This is a genomic window from Mediterraneibacter sp. NSJ-151, assembly GCF_022487435.1.
Classification (GTDB): domain Bacteria; phylum Bacillota; class Clostridia; order Lachnospirales; family Lachnospiraceae; genus Schaedlerella; species Schaedlerella hominis.
Genome location: NZ_JAKVPP010000007.1, coordinates 174,287 through 189,213, shown reverse-complemented (window position 1 = coordinate 189,213; position 14,927 = coordinate 174,287). Strand labels below are relative to the sequence as shown.

At 41.4% G+C, this 14,927-nt stretch carries 11 protein-coding genes; 9 read left to right on the top strand and 2 right to left on the bottom strand.

The genetic code is table 11. The annotated features are described in order from the left end of the window. Window positions 1–267 precede the first annotated feature (267 nt). Window positions 268–1,437 carry an IS110 family transposase gene (locus LQE94_RS09360; protein ID WP_240577532.1) on the bottom strand — a complete coding sequence of 390 codons (1,170 nt, stop codon included), beginning with the start codon at window positions 1,435–1,437 and terminating at the stop codon, window positions 268–270. Window positions 1,438–1,692: 255 nt separating this feature from the next. Between LQE94_RS09360 and LQE94_RS09355 the strand changes: the two genes are divergently transcribed. The 7 genes from LQE94_RS09355 to LQE94_RS09325 all read left to right on the top strand — a co-directional run bounded on the left by LQE94_RS09355 (window position 1,693) and on the right by LQE94_RS09325 (window position 9,571). Continuing rightward, window positions 1,693–2,532: a CPBP family intramembrane glutamic endopeptidase gene (locus LQE94_RS09355; protein ID WP_022074571.1), complete on the top strand. Its 840-nt coding sequence runs from the start codon at window positions 1,693–1,695 to the stop codon at window positions 2,530–2,532. 252 nt (window positions 2,533–2,784) lie between these two features. Further along, window positions 2,785–3,036, top strand: a complete 252-nt coding sequence (locus tag LQE94_RS09350) for a hypothetical protein (RefSeq protein WP_022074572.1) — start codon at window positions 2,785–2,787, stop codon at window positions 3,034–3,036. Between the two features lie 304 nt (window positions 3,037–3,340). Beyond that, window positions 3,341–4,018 carry a response regulator transcription factor gene (locus LQE94_RS09345; protein ID WP_117989698.1) on the top strand — a complete coding sequence of 226 codons (678 nt, stop codon included), beginning with the start codon at window positions 3,341–3,343 and terminating at the stop codon, window positions 4,016–4,018. Beyond that, window positions 4,011–4,910 (top strand): sensor histidine kinase, encoded by a 900-nt coding sequence (locus LQE94_RS09340; RefSeq protein WP_240577531.1) that lies wholly within the window; start codon window positions 4,011–4,013, stop codon window positions 4,908–4,910. The genes LQE94_RS09345 and LQE94_RS09340 overlap by 8 nt, the downstream gene beginning before the upstream one ends. Window positions 4,911–5,045: 135 nt before the next feature. Beyond that, on the top strand, window positions 5,046–5,717 hold the full coding sequence (locus LQE94_RS09335; protein WP_240577550.1) for an ABC transporter ATP-binding protein: 672 nt from the start codon (window positions 5,046–5,048) through the stop codon (window positions 5,715–5,717). A gap of 15 nt (window positions 5,718–5,732) precedes the next feature. After that, a complete protein-coding gene (locus tag LQE94_RS09330; protein WP_240577530.1) occupies window positions 5,733–8,378 on the top strand; it encodes an ABC transporter permease in 2,646 nt (881 codons plus the stop codon). A gap of 182 nt (window positions 8,379–8,560) precedes the next feature. Then, the gene (locus LQE94_RS09325; RefSeq protein ID WP_240577529.1) at window positions 8,561–9,571 is read left to right on the top strand and encodes an AAA family ATPase; all 1,011 of its coding nucleotides are present in this window, start codon (window positions 8,561–8,563) and stop codon (window positions 9,569–9,571) included. A 115-nt stretch (window positions 9,572–9,686) separates the two neighbouring features. On the opposite strand, the gene LQE94_RS09320 is transcribed toward LQE94_RS09325, so the two are convergent. Continuing rightward, on the bottom strand, window positions 9,687–11,567 hold the full coding sequence (locus tag LQE94_RS09320; protein ID WP_240577528.1) for a bifunctional metallophosphatase/5'-nucleotidase: 1,881 nt from the start codon (window positions 11,565–11,567) through the stop codon (window positions 9,687–9,689). Window positions 11,568–11,973: 406 nt separating this feature from the next. Here LQE94_RS09320 and LQE94_RS09315 point away from each other — a divergent pair, with 406 nt between their 5' ends. Next, window positions 11,974–14,433 carry a DUF7604 domain-containing protein gene (locus LQE94_RS09315; RefSeq protein ID WP_240577527.1) on the top strand — a complete coding sequence of 820 codons (2,460 nt, stop codon included), beginning with the start codon at window positions 11,974–11,976 and terminating at the stop codon, window positions 14,431–14,433. Next, window positions 14,434–14,919 (top strand): signal peptidase I, encoded by a 486-nt coding sequence (gene lepB / locus LQE94_RS09310; protein WP_240577526.1) that lies wholly within the window; start codon window positions 14,434–14,436, stop codon window positions 14,917–14,919. It begins immediately after the preceding gene. Window positions 14,920–14,927 lie beyond the last annotated feature (8 nt).

The window sequence follows — 14,927 nt, the reverse complement described above, 5'->3', positions numbered from 1 at the left end:
ACATCAATTATGGTGTGAGGGGTTTTTTAGTGAGAAAATGTACAAAAGTTCGTTGGTGTGGTAGTATGATAAAGGAAAATCACTATTTGTTGATTTGTAATACATAATACAAGACTAACTATTAAAAGAAGTCAAGTATAATGTTGAAATTTTTGAAAAAAGTGGCAATGACTTTTCATTGCAATCAGAACCTTGAAAATTGCATGACAAATAGAGCATCAATAAAGGTGCTCTGAAAAAGAAGATATGAATTAGAAAAAGAAGAGCTTACGATGCGTATAATTGACCCGTCTTTTGTAAATGGAAAATGACACGCACAAGTTTCTTTGCAGCATGAGACATAGCAACATTGTAATGCTTACCTTCTGATATTTTTTTTGAAAGATAAGCATTAAATAAAGGATCCCAGTGACAGACATACTTTGTCGCATTATATAGGGCATATCGCAAATACCTGGAGCCTCTTTTTTCCATTCTAGAATGAGAATTATTAAGTTGTCCGGATTGATATGTTGATGGGGATAATCCAGCATATGCTAAGATTTTATCAGGTGACTCAAATCTATCGAAGTCACCTATTTCAGCAAGAATCATAGCTCCCATACGATAACTAATTCCAGGAATACTTAGGATAGGTGGATTGAGCTTGTCCATTATCGTCTGAATTGCACTCTCGATTTCAGCGATTTCTGAATTAAGTTCCTGAATAAGTCGTATGGTATGCATTAGCTCCAAAGCCTTAGCAGGCATATTTGAGCCGATTGAGCTCCTTGCAGTGTTTCTGAAGAGAATTGCTGTTTCTTTATCATAGCGGCCTTTTGAAGCTGTTTTCAAGAGGTTTGTGAGACGAGTTAAATGAGCCGAAGCAACATGCGTAGCACTAGGAAATTCAGATAATAATGCATATACGGAAGCCATATGTAGTGTTGGAACTAGATTTTCTAATTCCGGGAAAAGAATACAAACGAGTCTAGAAATAGAAACCTTTAGAGCAGATCGTTCCTTAACTTTATCAAAACGGTAACGAGTTAATGACTTTAATTCTTCGTTGTGATAAGATGTGTCTGAGTAGGACTTTAAGTTCACATCAGACATTAGCATGGAAGCAATCGTGCGGGCATCTACTTTATCCGTTTTCGTCTGTCTAAGGCTTTGACTTTTTCTGAATAGATTTGTATGTAGCGGATTGATAACATAGGTGGTCAGACCTTTATCAATGAGATATCCAAGAAGATTGTAATTGTAATGCCCGGTGGCTTCTAGTCCTACTTTTACTTGAGATGTATCGTTAGTAGTTGATTCAATTTTGTGATATAGGTCATCAAAGCCTTCTAAGTTGTTTGGAATGGTGAATGGTTTAAAAAGAATCTCACCATCCGAGTTTGTGATGAAACAATCATGTTTGTTTTTAGCAACATCAATTCCTATGTAAATCATATAGGACCTCCTTAAAATGTTTTGATACTGTTTTAAGATCCACAGGGCTCCTTGTGATTGTAACCTACTTCTTGATAAACCGTCATGCGGTAACTAACTGATTAACAAATGAACAAAGAGACTGTGGTTGGAGCCTCGTATAAACCATCAGGTGGTAGGAGAAATGAACCAATCCACAGTATCTTAAAATAGCATAGTCTAACCTATGGAAAAGGTAAAGAATGACTATGACAATATAATAGTAGGAGAAATAAAATGAGTACAAAAAAAGCAATTGGCATATCATTTGTTGCCATATTCATTTTAGTAATTACACAAGTTATTGCACAAGCAATTGCAAGTATATTTACTATAATACATGTTCCATATGGAATTTGTAATATTATCGCTGGAGTTATATATGCCGGATTGTCATATTTTCTTTTGAAAATATTTATTAGCAAGGTTATTAAGTTACCAGTGTCAGATTTTGGACTACCTAAATTTAAAATTAAAATAAGATGGAGTATAGTAGCTGTATTGTTACCAGTCATTATAAAAGGAAGTTATCTTTTAATATTCAACGGTAAGTATGTTTCTTCAAATATGAATGGAAATCAGATATTTACTACTTTAAGCGCAGGAATTGCATTCACTGGAATAGCGGCTGGATTTGTTGAAGAAATGGTGTTTAGAGGAGTTATACTTAATGCATTAAAGAAAAGATGGAATGTTAAAGTGGCAGTAATCGTTCCATCAATGTTATTTGGTATTGTACATGTTCTGGGACAGGATTTTTCAATAGGCAGTTGTTTATTAGTTATTATCGCTGGAACTATGGTAGGCGTTATGTTTTCAATGATTGCAATAGAGAGTGGTTCAATTTGGAATAGTGGAATAGTGCATGCTATTTGGAACGTTATGATTATTGGTGGTGGATTGTCCATCGGAGAAAAAATGGATAAATATTCTGTAATGACATACGTCCTTAATTCAAAATCTTTTGCAATTACAGGGGGAGAATTTGGGATTGAATCATCTGTTATTTCGTTGATAGGGTATATAGTAGTGATTGGCATAGCATTTATTATGATTAAATCGAGTAAGAAAAATTGATATAAATTTATGGAAAACAATTAAGAAGAAAAATCTGTAAAATCCTTACGCTCTTGGGTGGCGTATGAAAAAAAGATATGTAATAAGCGGAATATTAATTGGTATTGTAGCGTTACTAATTTACTTACAATATGGACATGAAGAAACGATTGTAAATACAAGGGTTAGTAAGTCTGATGATGGTTATGTGCAAGAAATCAGGTAAACGCTCAATAGCGAGTACGGGATATGAACAGTAGGGGGGAGGTAAAGATGATTACTATTTTTAACAGAAAAGAATTATTGATTACTTTAGATATGAAAAAGCAATCGGAGATACGTGAAATTTTATCTGCAAATAACATTGAGTATGTAGTAAAAACAACAAATCTACAGAGTGCAACTGTAGTTGGAAGCCAAAGAGCTTATACAGGTAACTATGGAATCAATCAAGACTATTCCTATGAGTATAAGATTTATGTTCGTAAGAAGGACTTTGATAAAGCAGTATGTTTGATTAATTAACGTTCATCTTGCTTTTAATATGGTTTTATGAATAAAAGATGTTGGAAAAGGATGTAATTATGGATTGAAAACTTCCGCTATTATATCGTTGTGACAACAACTAAATTCTTCAAAAGTTACTGAGGTCAGATCCTTTTAATTGGCATTGAGAGAAGATGCAGATGAACGAAATGAAGAAGCAGTAGAAGAAATGCTGAATGAACTGTGGAGGAAGTATTCGGATAAAAACAGGTACTTTACGGACCTTCCGGAAACTATCATTAATAGCAAAGCTATAAGATTTCAAAAAATGGGAGTGAGATATATGGAGCAATTACTGATTGTTGAAGATGATATTGGTTTGAATCAAGGGTTATGCAAAGCACTGAAAGCAGATGCTCGGCAGATCATTTCCTGCCAAGACCTAAAAACGGCGAAGGAACAGCTGCTTTGCGGCGGTGTGTCCCTGATCCTGTTGGATATCAATCTGCCGGATGGCAGTGGGCTTGAGCTGCTCCGGGAGGTCAAGGAAAACATGCCCGGAGTTCCTGTTATTCTGCTGACTGCCAACGACACCGATCTGGACATCGTAGACGGACTGGAGAGAGGTGCTGATGATTACATTACCAAGCCCTTTTCTCTTTCGGTTTTGCGTGCAAGGGTGAATACCCAACTGCGAAAGCAAGCGTCAAGCCATAAAAATGCGCCGATCCATATTGATCTATTTCACTTTGACTTTGAGGCTATGACCTTTTATGTGGAAGATTCAAAAGTGGAATTGAGTAAAACAGAACAAAAATTACTGCGTCTGCTTGTTGAAAACCGAGGCCGAACCATGACCCGTGGAGACCTTGTAGACCGGATCTGGACAGATGGCGCAGAATATGTGGATGAAAATGCTTTGTCTGTTACGATCAAGCGACTGAGGGATAAGCTTGGCGCACAGAAATATATTAAAACCGTCTATGGAATCGGTTATAGCTGGGTGACAAAAGATGAATAAAACCGGCATTGTGATCATACTGCTGTGTTTTCTGGCGGCGGCAGCTGTTGTGTTATGGGAGCGGAGAAAGGCCAGAAAAACGATGGAAGAAATCGAAAGAATGCTGGACGCTGCCATGACCGGCTCCTTTTCTGAAACCAATTTTGATGAAAGCCGGCAGTCTGCTTTGGAAACAAAGTTTGCACACTATCTTTCTGCCGCAGAAGCATCTTCTCGAAATGTAGCGCAGGAAAAAGACAAAATCAAAACCTTGATTGCGGACATTTCCCACCAGACGAAAACGCCGATTGCAAATCTGCTGTTATACAGCGAGCTTTTGATGGAGGAAACTCTGCCTGCATCGGCGAAGGCAAATGTGGAGGCGCTGTACAAACAATCGGAAAAGCTGCGATTTCTGATCGATTCTCTCGTAAAGCTTTCCAGACTGGAAAACGGGATCATTTCACTCTCCCCTCAGCAATCAGTGCTGCAGTCGCTGCTTGAAAGTGTGGTAGAGCAATATATTGCCAAGGCTTCGGAAAAAGGATTGTCTTTGCAAATGCAGGATACAGATGCTTTTGCTGTATTCGACTTCAAATGGACAGTGGAAGCGCTGGCTAATATCGTAGACAACGCCATCAAATATACAGAGCATGGCACCATTACTATTTCTGCCGTAAGATATGAAATGTTTGCAAGGATCGATATATCGGATACCGGTTCAGGCATCCCGGAAAGTGAGCAAGCGAAGATATTTGCTCGCTTTTACCGTTCAAATAGTGTGCAGAAACAAGAAGGGGTCGGCATCGGCTTATACCTTGCCCGACAGATCATATCCGGCGAGGGCGGTTATATCAAGGTTGCTTCCGTTCCGGGAAAAGGAAGTACGTTTTCCATATTTCTGCCGAAATAACAACAATTCTATCAAAACTGTTAGATTTCATTTTCCGCCGGAAAGAATGTGGAAAGATTCCTATGCGATAATCTGTATGTATCAAAGGATCATTTCCTTTCATACATACAGATTTTTTCATGGAGGTACTCATTTATGGAAGTTTTACAGGCAAAAAAACTGAAAAAGATTTATGGCTCCGGCAATAACGCAGTTCATGCGTTGGATGGAGTTGATTTAAGTGTAAAGAAGGGCGAATTTGTTGCAATTGTCGGCACATCCGGCTCCGGCAAATCCACGCTGTTGCACATGCTGGGCGGACTGGATCGCCCTACAAGCGGTATGGTCATGGTGGATGGACAGGATATTTTCTCCCTGAAGGAGGAAGCACTGACAATCTTTCGCCGCAGGAAAATCGGCTTTGTATTTCAGAGCTATAATCTTGTTCCGGTGCTGAACGTATATGAAAATATCATTCTACCAATTGAACTGGATGGTGGAAAGGTCAATAAGGATTTCGTACAGCAAATTGTACAGACACTTGGGCTGGATGATCGTCTGGATGCGCTGCCCAATCAGCTCTCAGGCGGTCAACAGCAGCGAGTAGCCATTGCCCGTGCGCTGGCTGCAGCACCCGCTATCATTCTGGCAGATGAACCCACCGGCAATCTGGATTCCAAAACCAGCCAGGATGTATTGAGCCTTTTGAAAGTCACCAGTCAAAAGTTCGCCCAGACAATCGTAATGATCACTCACAACGAAGAAATTGCGCAGATGGCAGACCGCATTATCCGTATCGAAGACGGTCGGATCGTCTCCCAGAACTAACAGGAGGTGGCTACGATGAATGTCAAAAATCGAAAATGTATTCGAAAACTCAGCTTAAAATCTCTTTATGCGAACCGTCGTCGCAATCTGATCGCCATTTTTGCCATTGCGCTGACAACGCTGCTATTTACGTCCATGTTCACCATTGTCTTGTCGTTGAACGCCAGTTATGAAACCTACCAGTTTCGGCAGGTAGGCGGCTATGCGCATGGCACCTTTAAGGATGTTTCCCCCGAGCAGGCGGAACGCATCGCTGCCCACCCAAAGGTGAAGGCTACGGGGGCACGGAAGGTAATCGGTATCACTGCTGAGGGGGTCTTTGCCAAAATACCGGCAGAGATCAGCTACATGGATGCCAACTGCACTAAATGGAGCTATGCAACCCCTACTACCGGACGGATGCCCGAAAGCGGCAAAGAGGTAGCTATGGATACGGCAGCGTTGCAGCTGCTTGGCGTAACGCCGGAGCTGGGCGCCGAGGTCACGGTTTCCTATTCCATTACGGACAAGGATCAAACCGCCTTTACTGTAACAGATACCTTTACGCTGGTGGGCTATTGGGACTATGATGAACTAATGCCTGTTCATTACATCAACATCAGCCGTGATTACGCAGATGACATCGAAGCGCAGGCAGTGAAAACAGGTTTACAGCCTTTCCGCACCGATTTGAATGTCATGCTGACCTCCGGCACAAACATTCAAGGGCAGATGGAGCAGGTGGATACCGATCTTGGCTACACATGGGACAGCTATACTGATCCCAACAGCGTCCGGATCGGCGTCAACTGGGGATATACCTCATCCCAGCTGGAGTCACAGCTCGATCCAGAGCTGATGGTCGCCATAGCAGCTTTTTTGCTGCTGGTGATTTTCACGGGGTATCTTATCATCTATAACATTTTTCAGATCTCTGTTGTAGGGGATATCCGGTTTTACGGACTTCTGAAAACCATTGGCACAACGCCCCGGCAGCTCAAACGCATCATTCGCCAGCAGGCACTTCTGCTTTGTCTGATCGGTATTCCGGCGGGGCTGCTGCTGGGCTACGGCATTGGCGCTGTTTTGGTTCCTGTTGTCTTGCACTCCATCCAGTTGAATACAGGCATCACCACCATCAGCACTTCGCCTGTGATCTTCCTTGGTTCTATGCTGTTCGCCTTGTTGACGGTGCTTTTGTCCTGTTCCAAGCCCGGAAAAATGGCAGCCAAGGTCTCTCCGGTGGAGGCTACCAAATATACGGATGTGATACAGACCAAGAAAAAACGGCGCAGCATCCGAGGAGCAAAGCTCCATCAGATGGCCTTTGCCAATCTGGGACGAAACAAGAAAAAGACGGTACTGGTGGTGTTGTCTCTGGCACTGTCGGTGACACTGTTCAATGCGCTGTGTGCCTTTGTGGGCGGCTTCAGCATGGAGAAGTATGTATCCACCATGACCTGCGCCGATTTTATCGTCAGCACTCCCGACTATTTTCGTTATAACCCAGCAGATGAATTCATCACGCCAGAACAGATCGGAGAAATCGCAGCAAACACAAAGGCCAGTCTTTCCGGCACGGGATATGCTGTGCGAAAACCCACATATCTGTGGATGACGGAGGATGCTCTGCGGCAGGACTATGCAAGGTACGAAAGCGCCGAGCAGTTGGACAGCCATATGAGCCGCATGGAGCACCGGGGCAATATGGTGATGGGAGATACCAGAATCGAGGCTCTGGATAACAGTCTGTTTGACAAGCTGCAAGTGCTCGACGGAGATATTTCTCCTATGCTGGAGCCGGACAATAACGCCATTGCCATTGCGGTTTCCTTAGATGACTACGGTAATCTGCTCAATCCTGAATACTACCCCAAGGTGGGAGACACGATCACGGCTACCTATGCGGATGATGTGAAATATATCGACAGCCGCACCGGAGAACTCCGCACCGAAGATACACCGGAGGAGTACCGTCAGAAAAAACTGTATGGAGCCAGAGATGTAGAGTACACGGTCTGCGCCTTGGTAGAACTTCCGAATTCCATGAGTTATCGTTATAGCGGCGTTGGCTATGATGCAGTTTTGTCTGTGGACACCGCACAGAGGGACAGCGGTGGTGCAGCCATTCCGATGCTCTACCTGTTCGACACAGCGAACGAAGCGGACGAGGCCGAAGCAGAGCAATATCTATCGAAGCTCACTGCCGGTGAGTTTTCGCCCTTGATGTATGAAAGCAAGGCCACGGCTCGCTCTGAATTTGCTCAGTTCCGGCAGATGTTCCTTCTGATAGGTGGTATCCTCTGTGCTATCATTGGGCTGGTGGGACTCTTAAATTTCTTCAACGCCATGATGACCGGTATTCTTTCCCGCCGCCGTGAATTTGCTGTGCTTCAGGCTGTAGGAATGACAAACCGGCAGCTCAAAACCATGCTGATCTACGAGGGGTTGTTTTACGCAATGTCCTCCGTAGCGGTGGCTTTTATTCTGTCGCTGGCAGTGGGACCTCTTGCGGGAAAAATGCTGGGCAGTATGTTCTGGTTCTTTGAGTATCGATTCACCATTCTGCCTGTCCTGCTGACAATTCCGGTATTTCTTCTGCTGGGGTGGCTGATTCCTTGCATGATGTATGACAACGCAGCGAAATGCAGTGTTGTAGAGCAATTAAGGGATGCTCAATAACTGTTAAGCAAAAAACTGCCTCTTGGTTATAATGGCCGAGAGGCGGTTCTTTTTTAAAAAAGAAATTTGTTTAAGGGAATTATGAAAAAAGTTAGGTATGGGTTTTTGAGCGTATCTTTGTTATATTATGATTAATAGAGAAGGAGTGTGAATGACATGGTTAAAGAAAAAAACGCCTTCCGGTGGGATTGGAAAATTTTGAGCAGATTATTAACGATAATTATTATTATGTGGATAAAACAGGACTGATTTCAGAGCTGCTCCGAAATGGCGGAATGGTGAATCTTTTTACCAGACCAAGACGTTTTGGAAAAACCTTAAATATGAGTATGATTGAACACTTTTTTTCCATAGAGCGGGATCAGAGTATTTTTGATGGATTGGAAATTTCAAAAGATACAAAACTGTGTGAAGAGTATATGGGGAAATATCCGGTCATTTCAATTTCCCTGAAAGGAATCAATGCAGCCACTTATAAAGATGCATTTGATTTTGCAGTTCAGATTATGAAAGAAGTAGCAGCTACAATGCAGTTTCTTCTAGAAAGCAAACAACTGAGTGAGTATGACAAATCAGAATACCAGAAACTTTTGGATGATAATATGAGTGAAGCTGTATTTTGTAGTAGTCTGAAAAAGTTGTCCATATTATTAGAGAAACATTATGGAACAAAAGTAGTTTTTTTGATTGATGAGTATGATGTTCCATTAGCAAAAGCATTTGAAAACGGGTATCAGTTTGGCAGTGTAGAAGTGTACTGTCCATGGGATGTATTGAATTACTGTGATAAATTAAAAGACCATGCGGATTCGTTTCCAGAAAACTATTGGATTAACACCAGCGGTAATGATGCCGTCAAGAAATTCATTCAAATGTCCGGGAATTTTAAAACTAAGCGTGAGATTGAAACTCTGCTTGCCGGAGAGGAAATCATAAAAGAGATTCATCAGGAGCTTGTCTATCCGGAAATGTATCAGTCGTTAGAGAACGTCTGGAGTTTGTTGTTTATGACGGGATATTTAACGCAACGTGGAAGGGTGGATGCTCAGGCTTGTGAGCGGGCACTACAGCAGATAGAGGAAAAGAAATATGATGAAGAACTCCGGGAGAACGGAGTGAATAAAATTTTAAAATATGGGATTGCATGTTATATGAAACGATGCAAAGTGAAACAGGCAGAGAAATTATCATAAAAGAAGCAACTATGCCTCCCCTCGAATTGAAATCGGATTTATCCAATGCGTAGAAAGAAAACATAGTCGCTTAGAATGAGTTGTGTCGTTATACTTGTGACACCTCTGTTTAACCTTACTTTTTATTTTTCTGAACCAGGCAGATACTTCCTACACTTCCACTGAGTAACAGAAGCAACATCCAGCAGAGCAGAGTATTGTCGTCGCCCGTTTTTGGATTTTTTGCCGAAGCTTTTGTTCCGCCTGCATCATCTTTTTTAACCTCTGTTTTTGGGGATTTCGGCTGTTCTTTTGCCGGTTGCTCCGGGACAGCTGGTGTTACAGGTACAGAAGGTGTTTCCGGTGTAGTTGGCGGTACCGGTTCTGTGGACTCTTTGGTTGTCTGGATCATATTTTGTTTTGATGCACTTGTGGCAATTGCATCGGAACCTTGTTCAAAGAAACGGATCAGTAACTCCTCACAACAAGAATATTCTCCGATTTCCGCTGCCTCGGCAAGTGCCGGATAGCTGTCAGAACCTGCTAGATAATTATTAACTGCTACGATGTATTCTTTTGTATTATCCAGTTCCTGCCCATCTTTTTTTACGGAAAGCACGCGTGAACCCTCCGGCTGTGCCGGATCAAAGCTGACGGTGATTCCGCCAACCTGCAGATAACTTCCACTGTCATTTGGCCAGGCATCCCACTCGCCGCTGTCATTTGCAGCAATACAGTTTTTCTGGATAGTAAGACTGGATTCAAGCATATTTTTAATCTGTGCACCGGTTAGTTTTTTTGTCACCACATAGTTTCCATAAGGGCTGACATTAATGATATCGCCGTATGTAATCGTTCCGGCTGCGACAGAAGCGCGGATGCCACCTGCATTTTCAAATGCTATATCGGCACCTGTAGCAAGCAGATATGCATCTGTTATGACATTTCCAAGGTTTGTCTGCCCAATACGGATATGTTCCCAGACACCATCTAATTCCACCGGAGAAGTACCGATGACACGATTTAGTGCTGTCTCGTTTTCTGCTTTAATCGCATCAAGTATGGCTGTTACAGAAGCGTCCTTCGGATAGTTCTGTGCTGCTTCATAATCAACAGATGTCTTATTATAATCTACATGTACGCTGCCTTCAGCATCCATTGTACAGTTCAAATCAATTAGCCCCACGGTATTCAGATAATATCCGCTTTCCGATACATAAGCCTTTGATCCATTTGGTGTCGTCACGGTGTCGCTAAGTTCAATATGTTCATGTTCGCACAGCCACAAATCTACACCATCCACCTGTGCAGCCATATTTTTCGGATTAAGCGTGTGTGACAGTGCAATCACCACATTACATCCATCTGCCTTTAATGCGGCCGCTTCCATATTTGCATAAGCGATTGCATCCTGAAATTCCAGTCCCTCCACATTGGATGGTGTCGTTTTATCTTTCATATTTGGGTCACTTACGCCAAACACACCGATTTTTAATGTTTTTCCATTTTTAGTAAATTCCTTTACAAGTGCATCTGTATCAAAAAAGGAGGTTCCATCTGCGTTTTTGATATTTCCAGATAATATTTTGACATTGGCAATTCCTCCAAGCTCTTTCAAACGATCTTTGCCGTAGCTCCAATCATGATTTCCGGCGGTCATTGCATCATACCCACAAGCTTTCATCAGTTTAGCTACCGATTCTCCCTGTACCAGTGTTGCAATCGGCTGTCCGTGAAAAATATCTCCGGAATCAAGCATCAATGAACCGTCGGCGCCTGCCGTAAATGTCTGTGCAATTGTGCTTAGTCGTTCCATTCCAATCACTTGATTGTAATCATCATCTTCTACTCGTGCATGAATATCATTGGTATGTACGATTTTTACATCAAATGTTGTACTTTCGGATGCATTCTCATCCTGTGCATGTACCGGCATTGCTCCTAATAATCCGAAGACTATCCCAAATGTCAGCAAAAAAGTCATTATCTTTTTCCGTTGTTTTTGCAATTGTTTCATCTTACCGCTCCCTTCATCTTATTATCTCAGTCGAGAAGACTCCCACCTCTTTCAGGTGGTGAGTAACAGCAAATTTGTCTTTACGTAACTGCATTCAAAATTCATAGAAATATAATTACCTACATAATCATATATTATCACATTTTCTCTAATTGTATAATCATAATTTTGCTACTGTGACCAGCACCCTCTATGTCACCAACTCAATATTATGTCAAAAATCCACGAAAAACCGCAAAATTTTTGTCTTAAAATGTTACATACATCCCTTCGGACAAGCATATAAAAGATAGTAACAGTTCGGTCATAGATTTATGCAAGGACTGTTAATAGAATGTGTCAAAGCACGTTCGACTTGAATTATGGATTTTAAATCCAATCAAACTGTGATGAAGGAGGGAGAAATATGCGAGGAGAAGGAAAACGACATTTGATATTGAAGAAAATTCTTGCATATGCACTTGTCCTGACAATGATTTTAGGAATCTGGACAAGTGTATCTAATGCAGCTGAACAATCTGATTTTAATGTCGAAGAAAACACAATTGAAGAAGCAGTAGATGTAACACCAGACGCAAATGCAATTGAAGAAGCAGCAGACGTAACATCAGACGTAAAGCAAACAGAAGAGATAACGACAAGCACAGATACCAACTTAACAGAAGATATAACCATACCAGATACAGACACAACAGAAGCTGAAATAGAAGATGTAACCACATCAGATACCACCACGCAAACAGATGCAACGACAATTCCGGATATTGCTATAACAACAAACACAGATACACCACAAGATGCAGAGCTTGATACCACCACGGCCAAGCCATCTGCACTTGTATTATCGTCTGACGAGAATACGGCACCGGCGCATCGTAAGTATATCAAGTACAATGGAGAAGATTCTTACACGCTGACCTTGGATGTAACAGGAAAATATGATTCAACATTGAACAAACCGAAAATCGATGTTGTTCTTATTGTTGATACATCTGGCAGTATGAATGAGCCGATGGGAGAAAAGTCAAGATTAAAGGCTCTGCAGGATGTAGTTACAGAAAAAGGCGGCTTGAGTGATTCCATTTTCAACAATGATCAAATCGATGCGAGAATGACAGTTGTAACGTATTACGGGTTAAAGGATTATCGGTATAACTCACCATGGGATGATGCAACCTGGGTAAATGGAGCATGGGCGACAACAAAGTCAGAAGTAGATCAGATTGTAAATGGAATTCGTGTAAATGAAGAAAAATCTGGAACAAACTGTCAGGCTGGCTTGCGTACCGCGAAGGAGGCTTTGGCAAAGGCAGATAGCAGTGCACGTAAGATTGTAATTTTTCTATCGGACGGACTTCCAACGTACAGATATAACAACGATGGTTATACGATAGGAAACGGAAACACAGATCCTTATAATTATAATGCAAATGCGGCTTACAATGAAGCAGCTGCGATGAAAGGATTGGATCAATTTTATACCATCGGATTTTCTAACAGTGCAGACAGCACATTTTTGAGTACGCTGGCGACAAAAGTAAATACAACTTCTACTAAAAAATATTATTCCGCAACGGACGCAGATAAATTAGCGGAGGCATTTAAACAGATTACGGGTAATCTGACGGAATACACTTGTAGAAATGTAGTGCTTACTGATACATTGAGTGATTATGCAGAACTGGAAAACGCAGCACATCTTAATCCGACAATAAAAGCAACAGCAAGTGATGGAAGTGAGGTAGATTTATCCGGCGTTGATATTCAGGTAACATACAATGAAGGGACACGCACAGTAACAGCAACATTTCCAACAGATTACAAATTACAGAAAGATGTGACTTACGCTGTCAGCTTCAATGTCAAACCTACAGCAAAGGCATATGATGAATATGCGGCAAATGAAGACAGTTATGGTGGAGTTGTGGGGAGTATGAACAGTGATGCATGGGATAATGATACAAGCTCAAGTAAAGCTGGATTTTACACAAACGCTGGAGCAACCTTGACATATGTTTATGGAACAGGGGAGGCACAAGCTGAGACAGTGGATTATGTGGAAAAACCGGTACTCCAGGTGAATTCTCTGACCATTCCGGTGAATAAAGAGTGGAAAAACACAGCAAAGAGTGAACAAGTTCCGGTAAAAGTTGAATTGTATCAGGATGGAAAGCTTGCACCATACAAAACGTTGACATTGAATGCAGACAATCAGTGGAGAGCAGATTTTCAACATGTGGCAAAGCATCATCAGTATCAGATTAAGGAACAGGCTTTAGAGGGATTTGTCAGTGCAGTGTCCGGTGATCCGACAAGAGGATTTACAGTGACAAACACGAAGCTGCCTAGTCTTTCTATCAGCAAAAAAGTGACCGGTGAAATGGGGGATATTACAAAAAAATTCCCATTCCGGATTATATTGAAAGATGCGTCAGGAAATCCAATCAACGGAACATATTCTTATCGAGGATTCATTTTAGATGATGTAAAAAATGTCACGGCTCCAAAAGACGGAACATTAACATTTGAGCAAGGCGTTGCAGAAATCTGGTTATCTCATGGACAAGGGATAGAGCTTCAGCAGCTTTCACTTGGAACATCTTATAACATAACAGAAAAAGTAAACGATGCAGAAGGGTACCGGGTCGGTTTCAATGGAATCCATAAAAAATCAGTAGATGGAATATTAAATGAAGATGTGAGGATTAATGTTACAAATGAAAAAGAAAATATTCCACTGACAAATGTAGTCACATTTGGCACAAATATGATACCAGGAATCCTTCTTGCAACAGTGGCACTATTTGTATTGGCTGCAATTTCAAAATTGTTTTATGGGAAAAAAGATAAAAAGCAGGATAAGTAATTGAAAAGAAAAATAATATTTCTGATTACAAAAGCTGGCGTACTGATTTTAATATTGTGGCTGTTATTTGGCGTCTGCTTTTCCATTTTTCAAAATAATGATGAGGAAATGAAGCCGGCCATACGGCAAGGGGATTTGATTGTAAGCTATCAGTTGAATAAAAATTATGTATTTCACGATCTGGTGGCAATCGTACAAGATGGAAAAAAGCAAGTAGGAAGAGTCGTAGCGGTGGAAGGGGACATTGTAGATATAGATGGCGAAGGGTTAAAAATCAATGGGATGTATGTTCAAGAATCTGACATCCCGGAAAAAACAGAACGATATGCCGAAGGAATATCATTTCCGGTCACCTTAAAAAAAGGAGAAATATTTCTCTTAAAAGATGCGAGAGAACATGCAACAGACAGCCGCATTTACGGGGCAGTAAATAAAAAAGACACGTTAGGAAAAGTCGTCACATTAATTCGGCGAAACAGATTATAAAAAATGTA

What these genes read in the sequence shown, in the direction of transcription:
- LQE94_RS09350 (WP_022074572.1), top strand. Translation starts at nt 2,785, where the DNA reads ATGATTACTATTTTTAACAGAAAAGAATTATTGATTACTTTAGATATG.
- LQE94_RS09360 (WP_240577532.1), bottom strand. Translation starts at nt 1,437, where the DNA reads ATGATTTACATAGGAATTGATGTTGCTAAAAACAAACATGATTGTTTC.
- LQE94_RS09340 (WP_240577531.1), top strand. Translation starts at nt 4,011, where the DNA reads ATGAATAAAACCGGCATTGTGATCATACTGCTGTGTTTTCTGGCGGCG.
- LQE94_RS09315 (WP_240577527.1), top strand. Translation starts at nt 11,974, where the DNA reads ATGCGAGGAGAAGGAAAACGACATTTGATATTGAAGAAAATTCTTGCA.
- LQE94_RS09345 (WP_117989698.1), top strand. Translation starts at nt 3,341, where the DNA reads ATGGAGCAATTACTGATTGTTGAAGATGATATTGGTTTGAATCAAGGG.
- LQE94_RS09335 (WP_240577550.1), top strand. Translation starts at nt 5,046, where the DNA reads ATGGAAGTTTTACAGGCAAAAAAACTGAAAAAGATTTATGGCTCCGGC.
- LQE94_RS09320 (WP_240577528.1), bottom strand. Translation starts at nt 11,567, where the DNA reads ATGAAACAATTGCAAAAACAACGGAAAAAGATAATGACTTTTTTGCTG.
- LQE94_RS09355 (WP_022074571.1), top strand. Translation starts at nt 1,693, where the DNA reads ATGAGTACAAAAAAAGCAATTGGCATATCATTTGTTGCCATATTCATT.
- LQE94_RS09330 (WP_240577530.1), top strand. Translation starts at nt 5,733, where the DNA reads ATGAATGTCAAAAATCGAAAATGTATTCGAAAACTCAGCTTAAAATCT.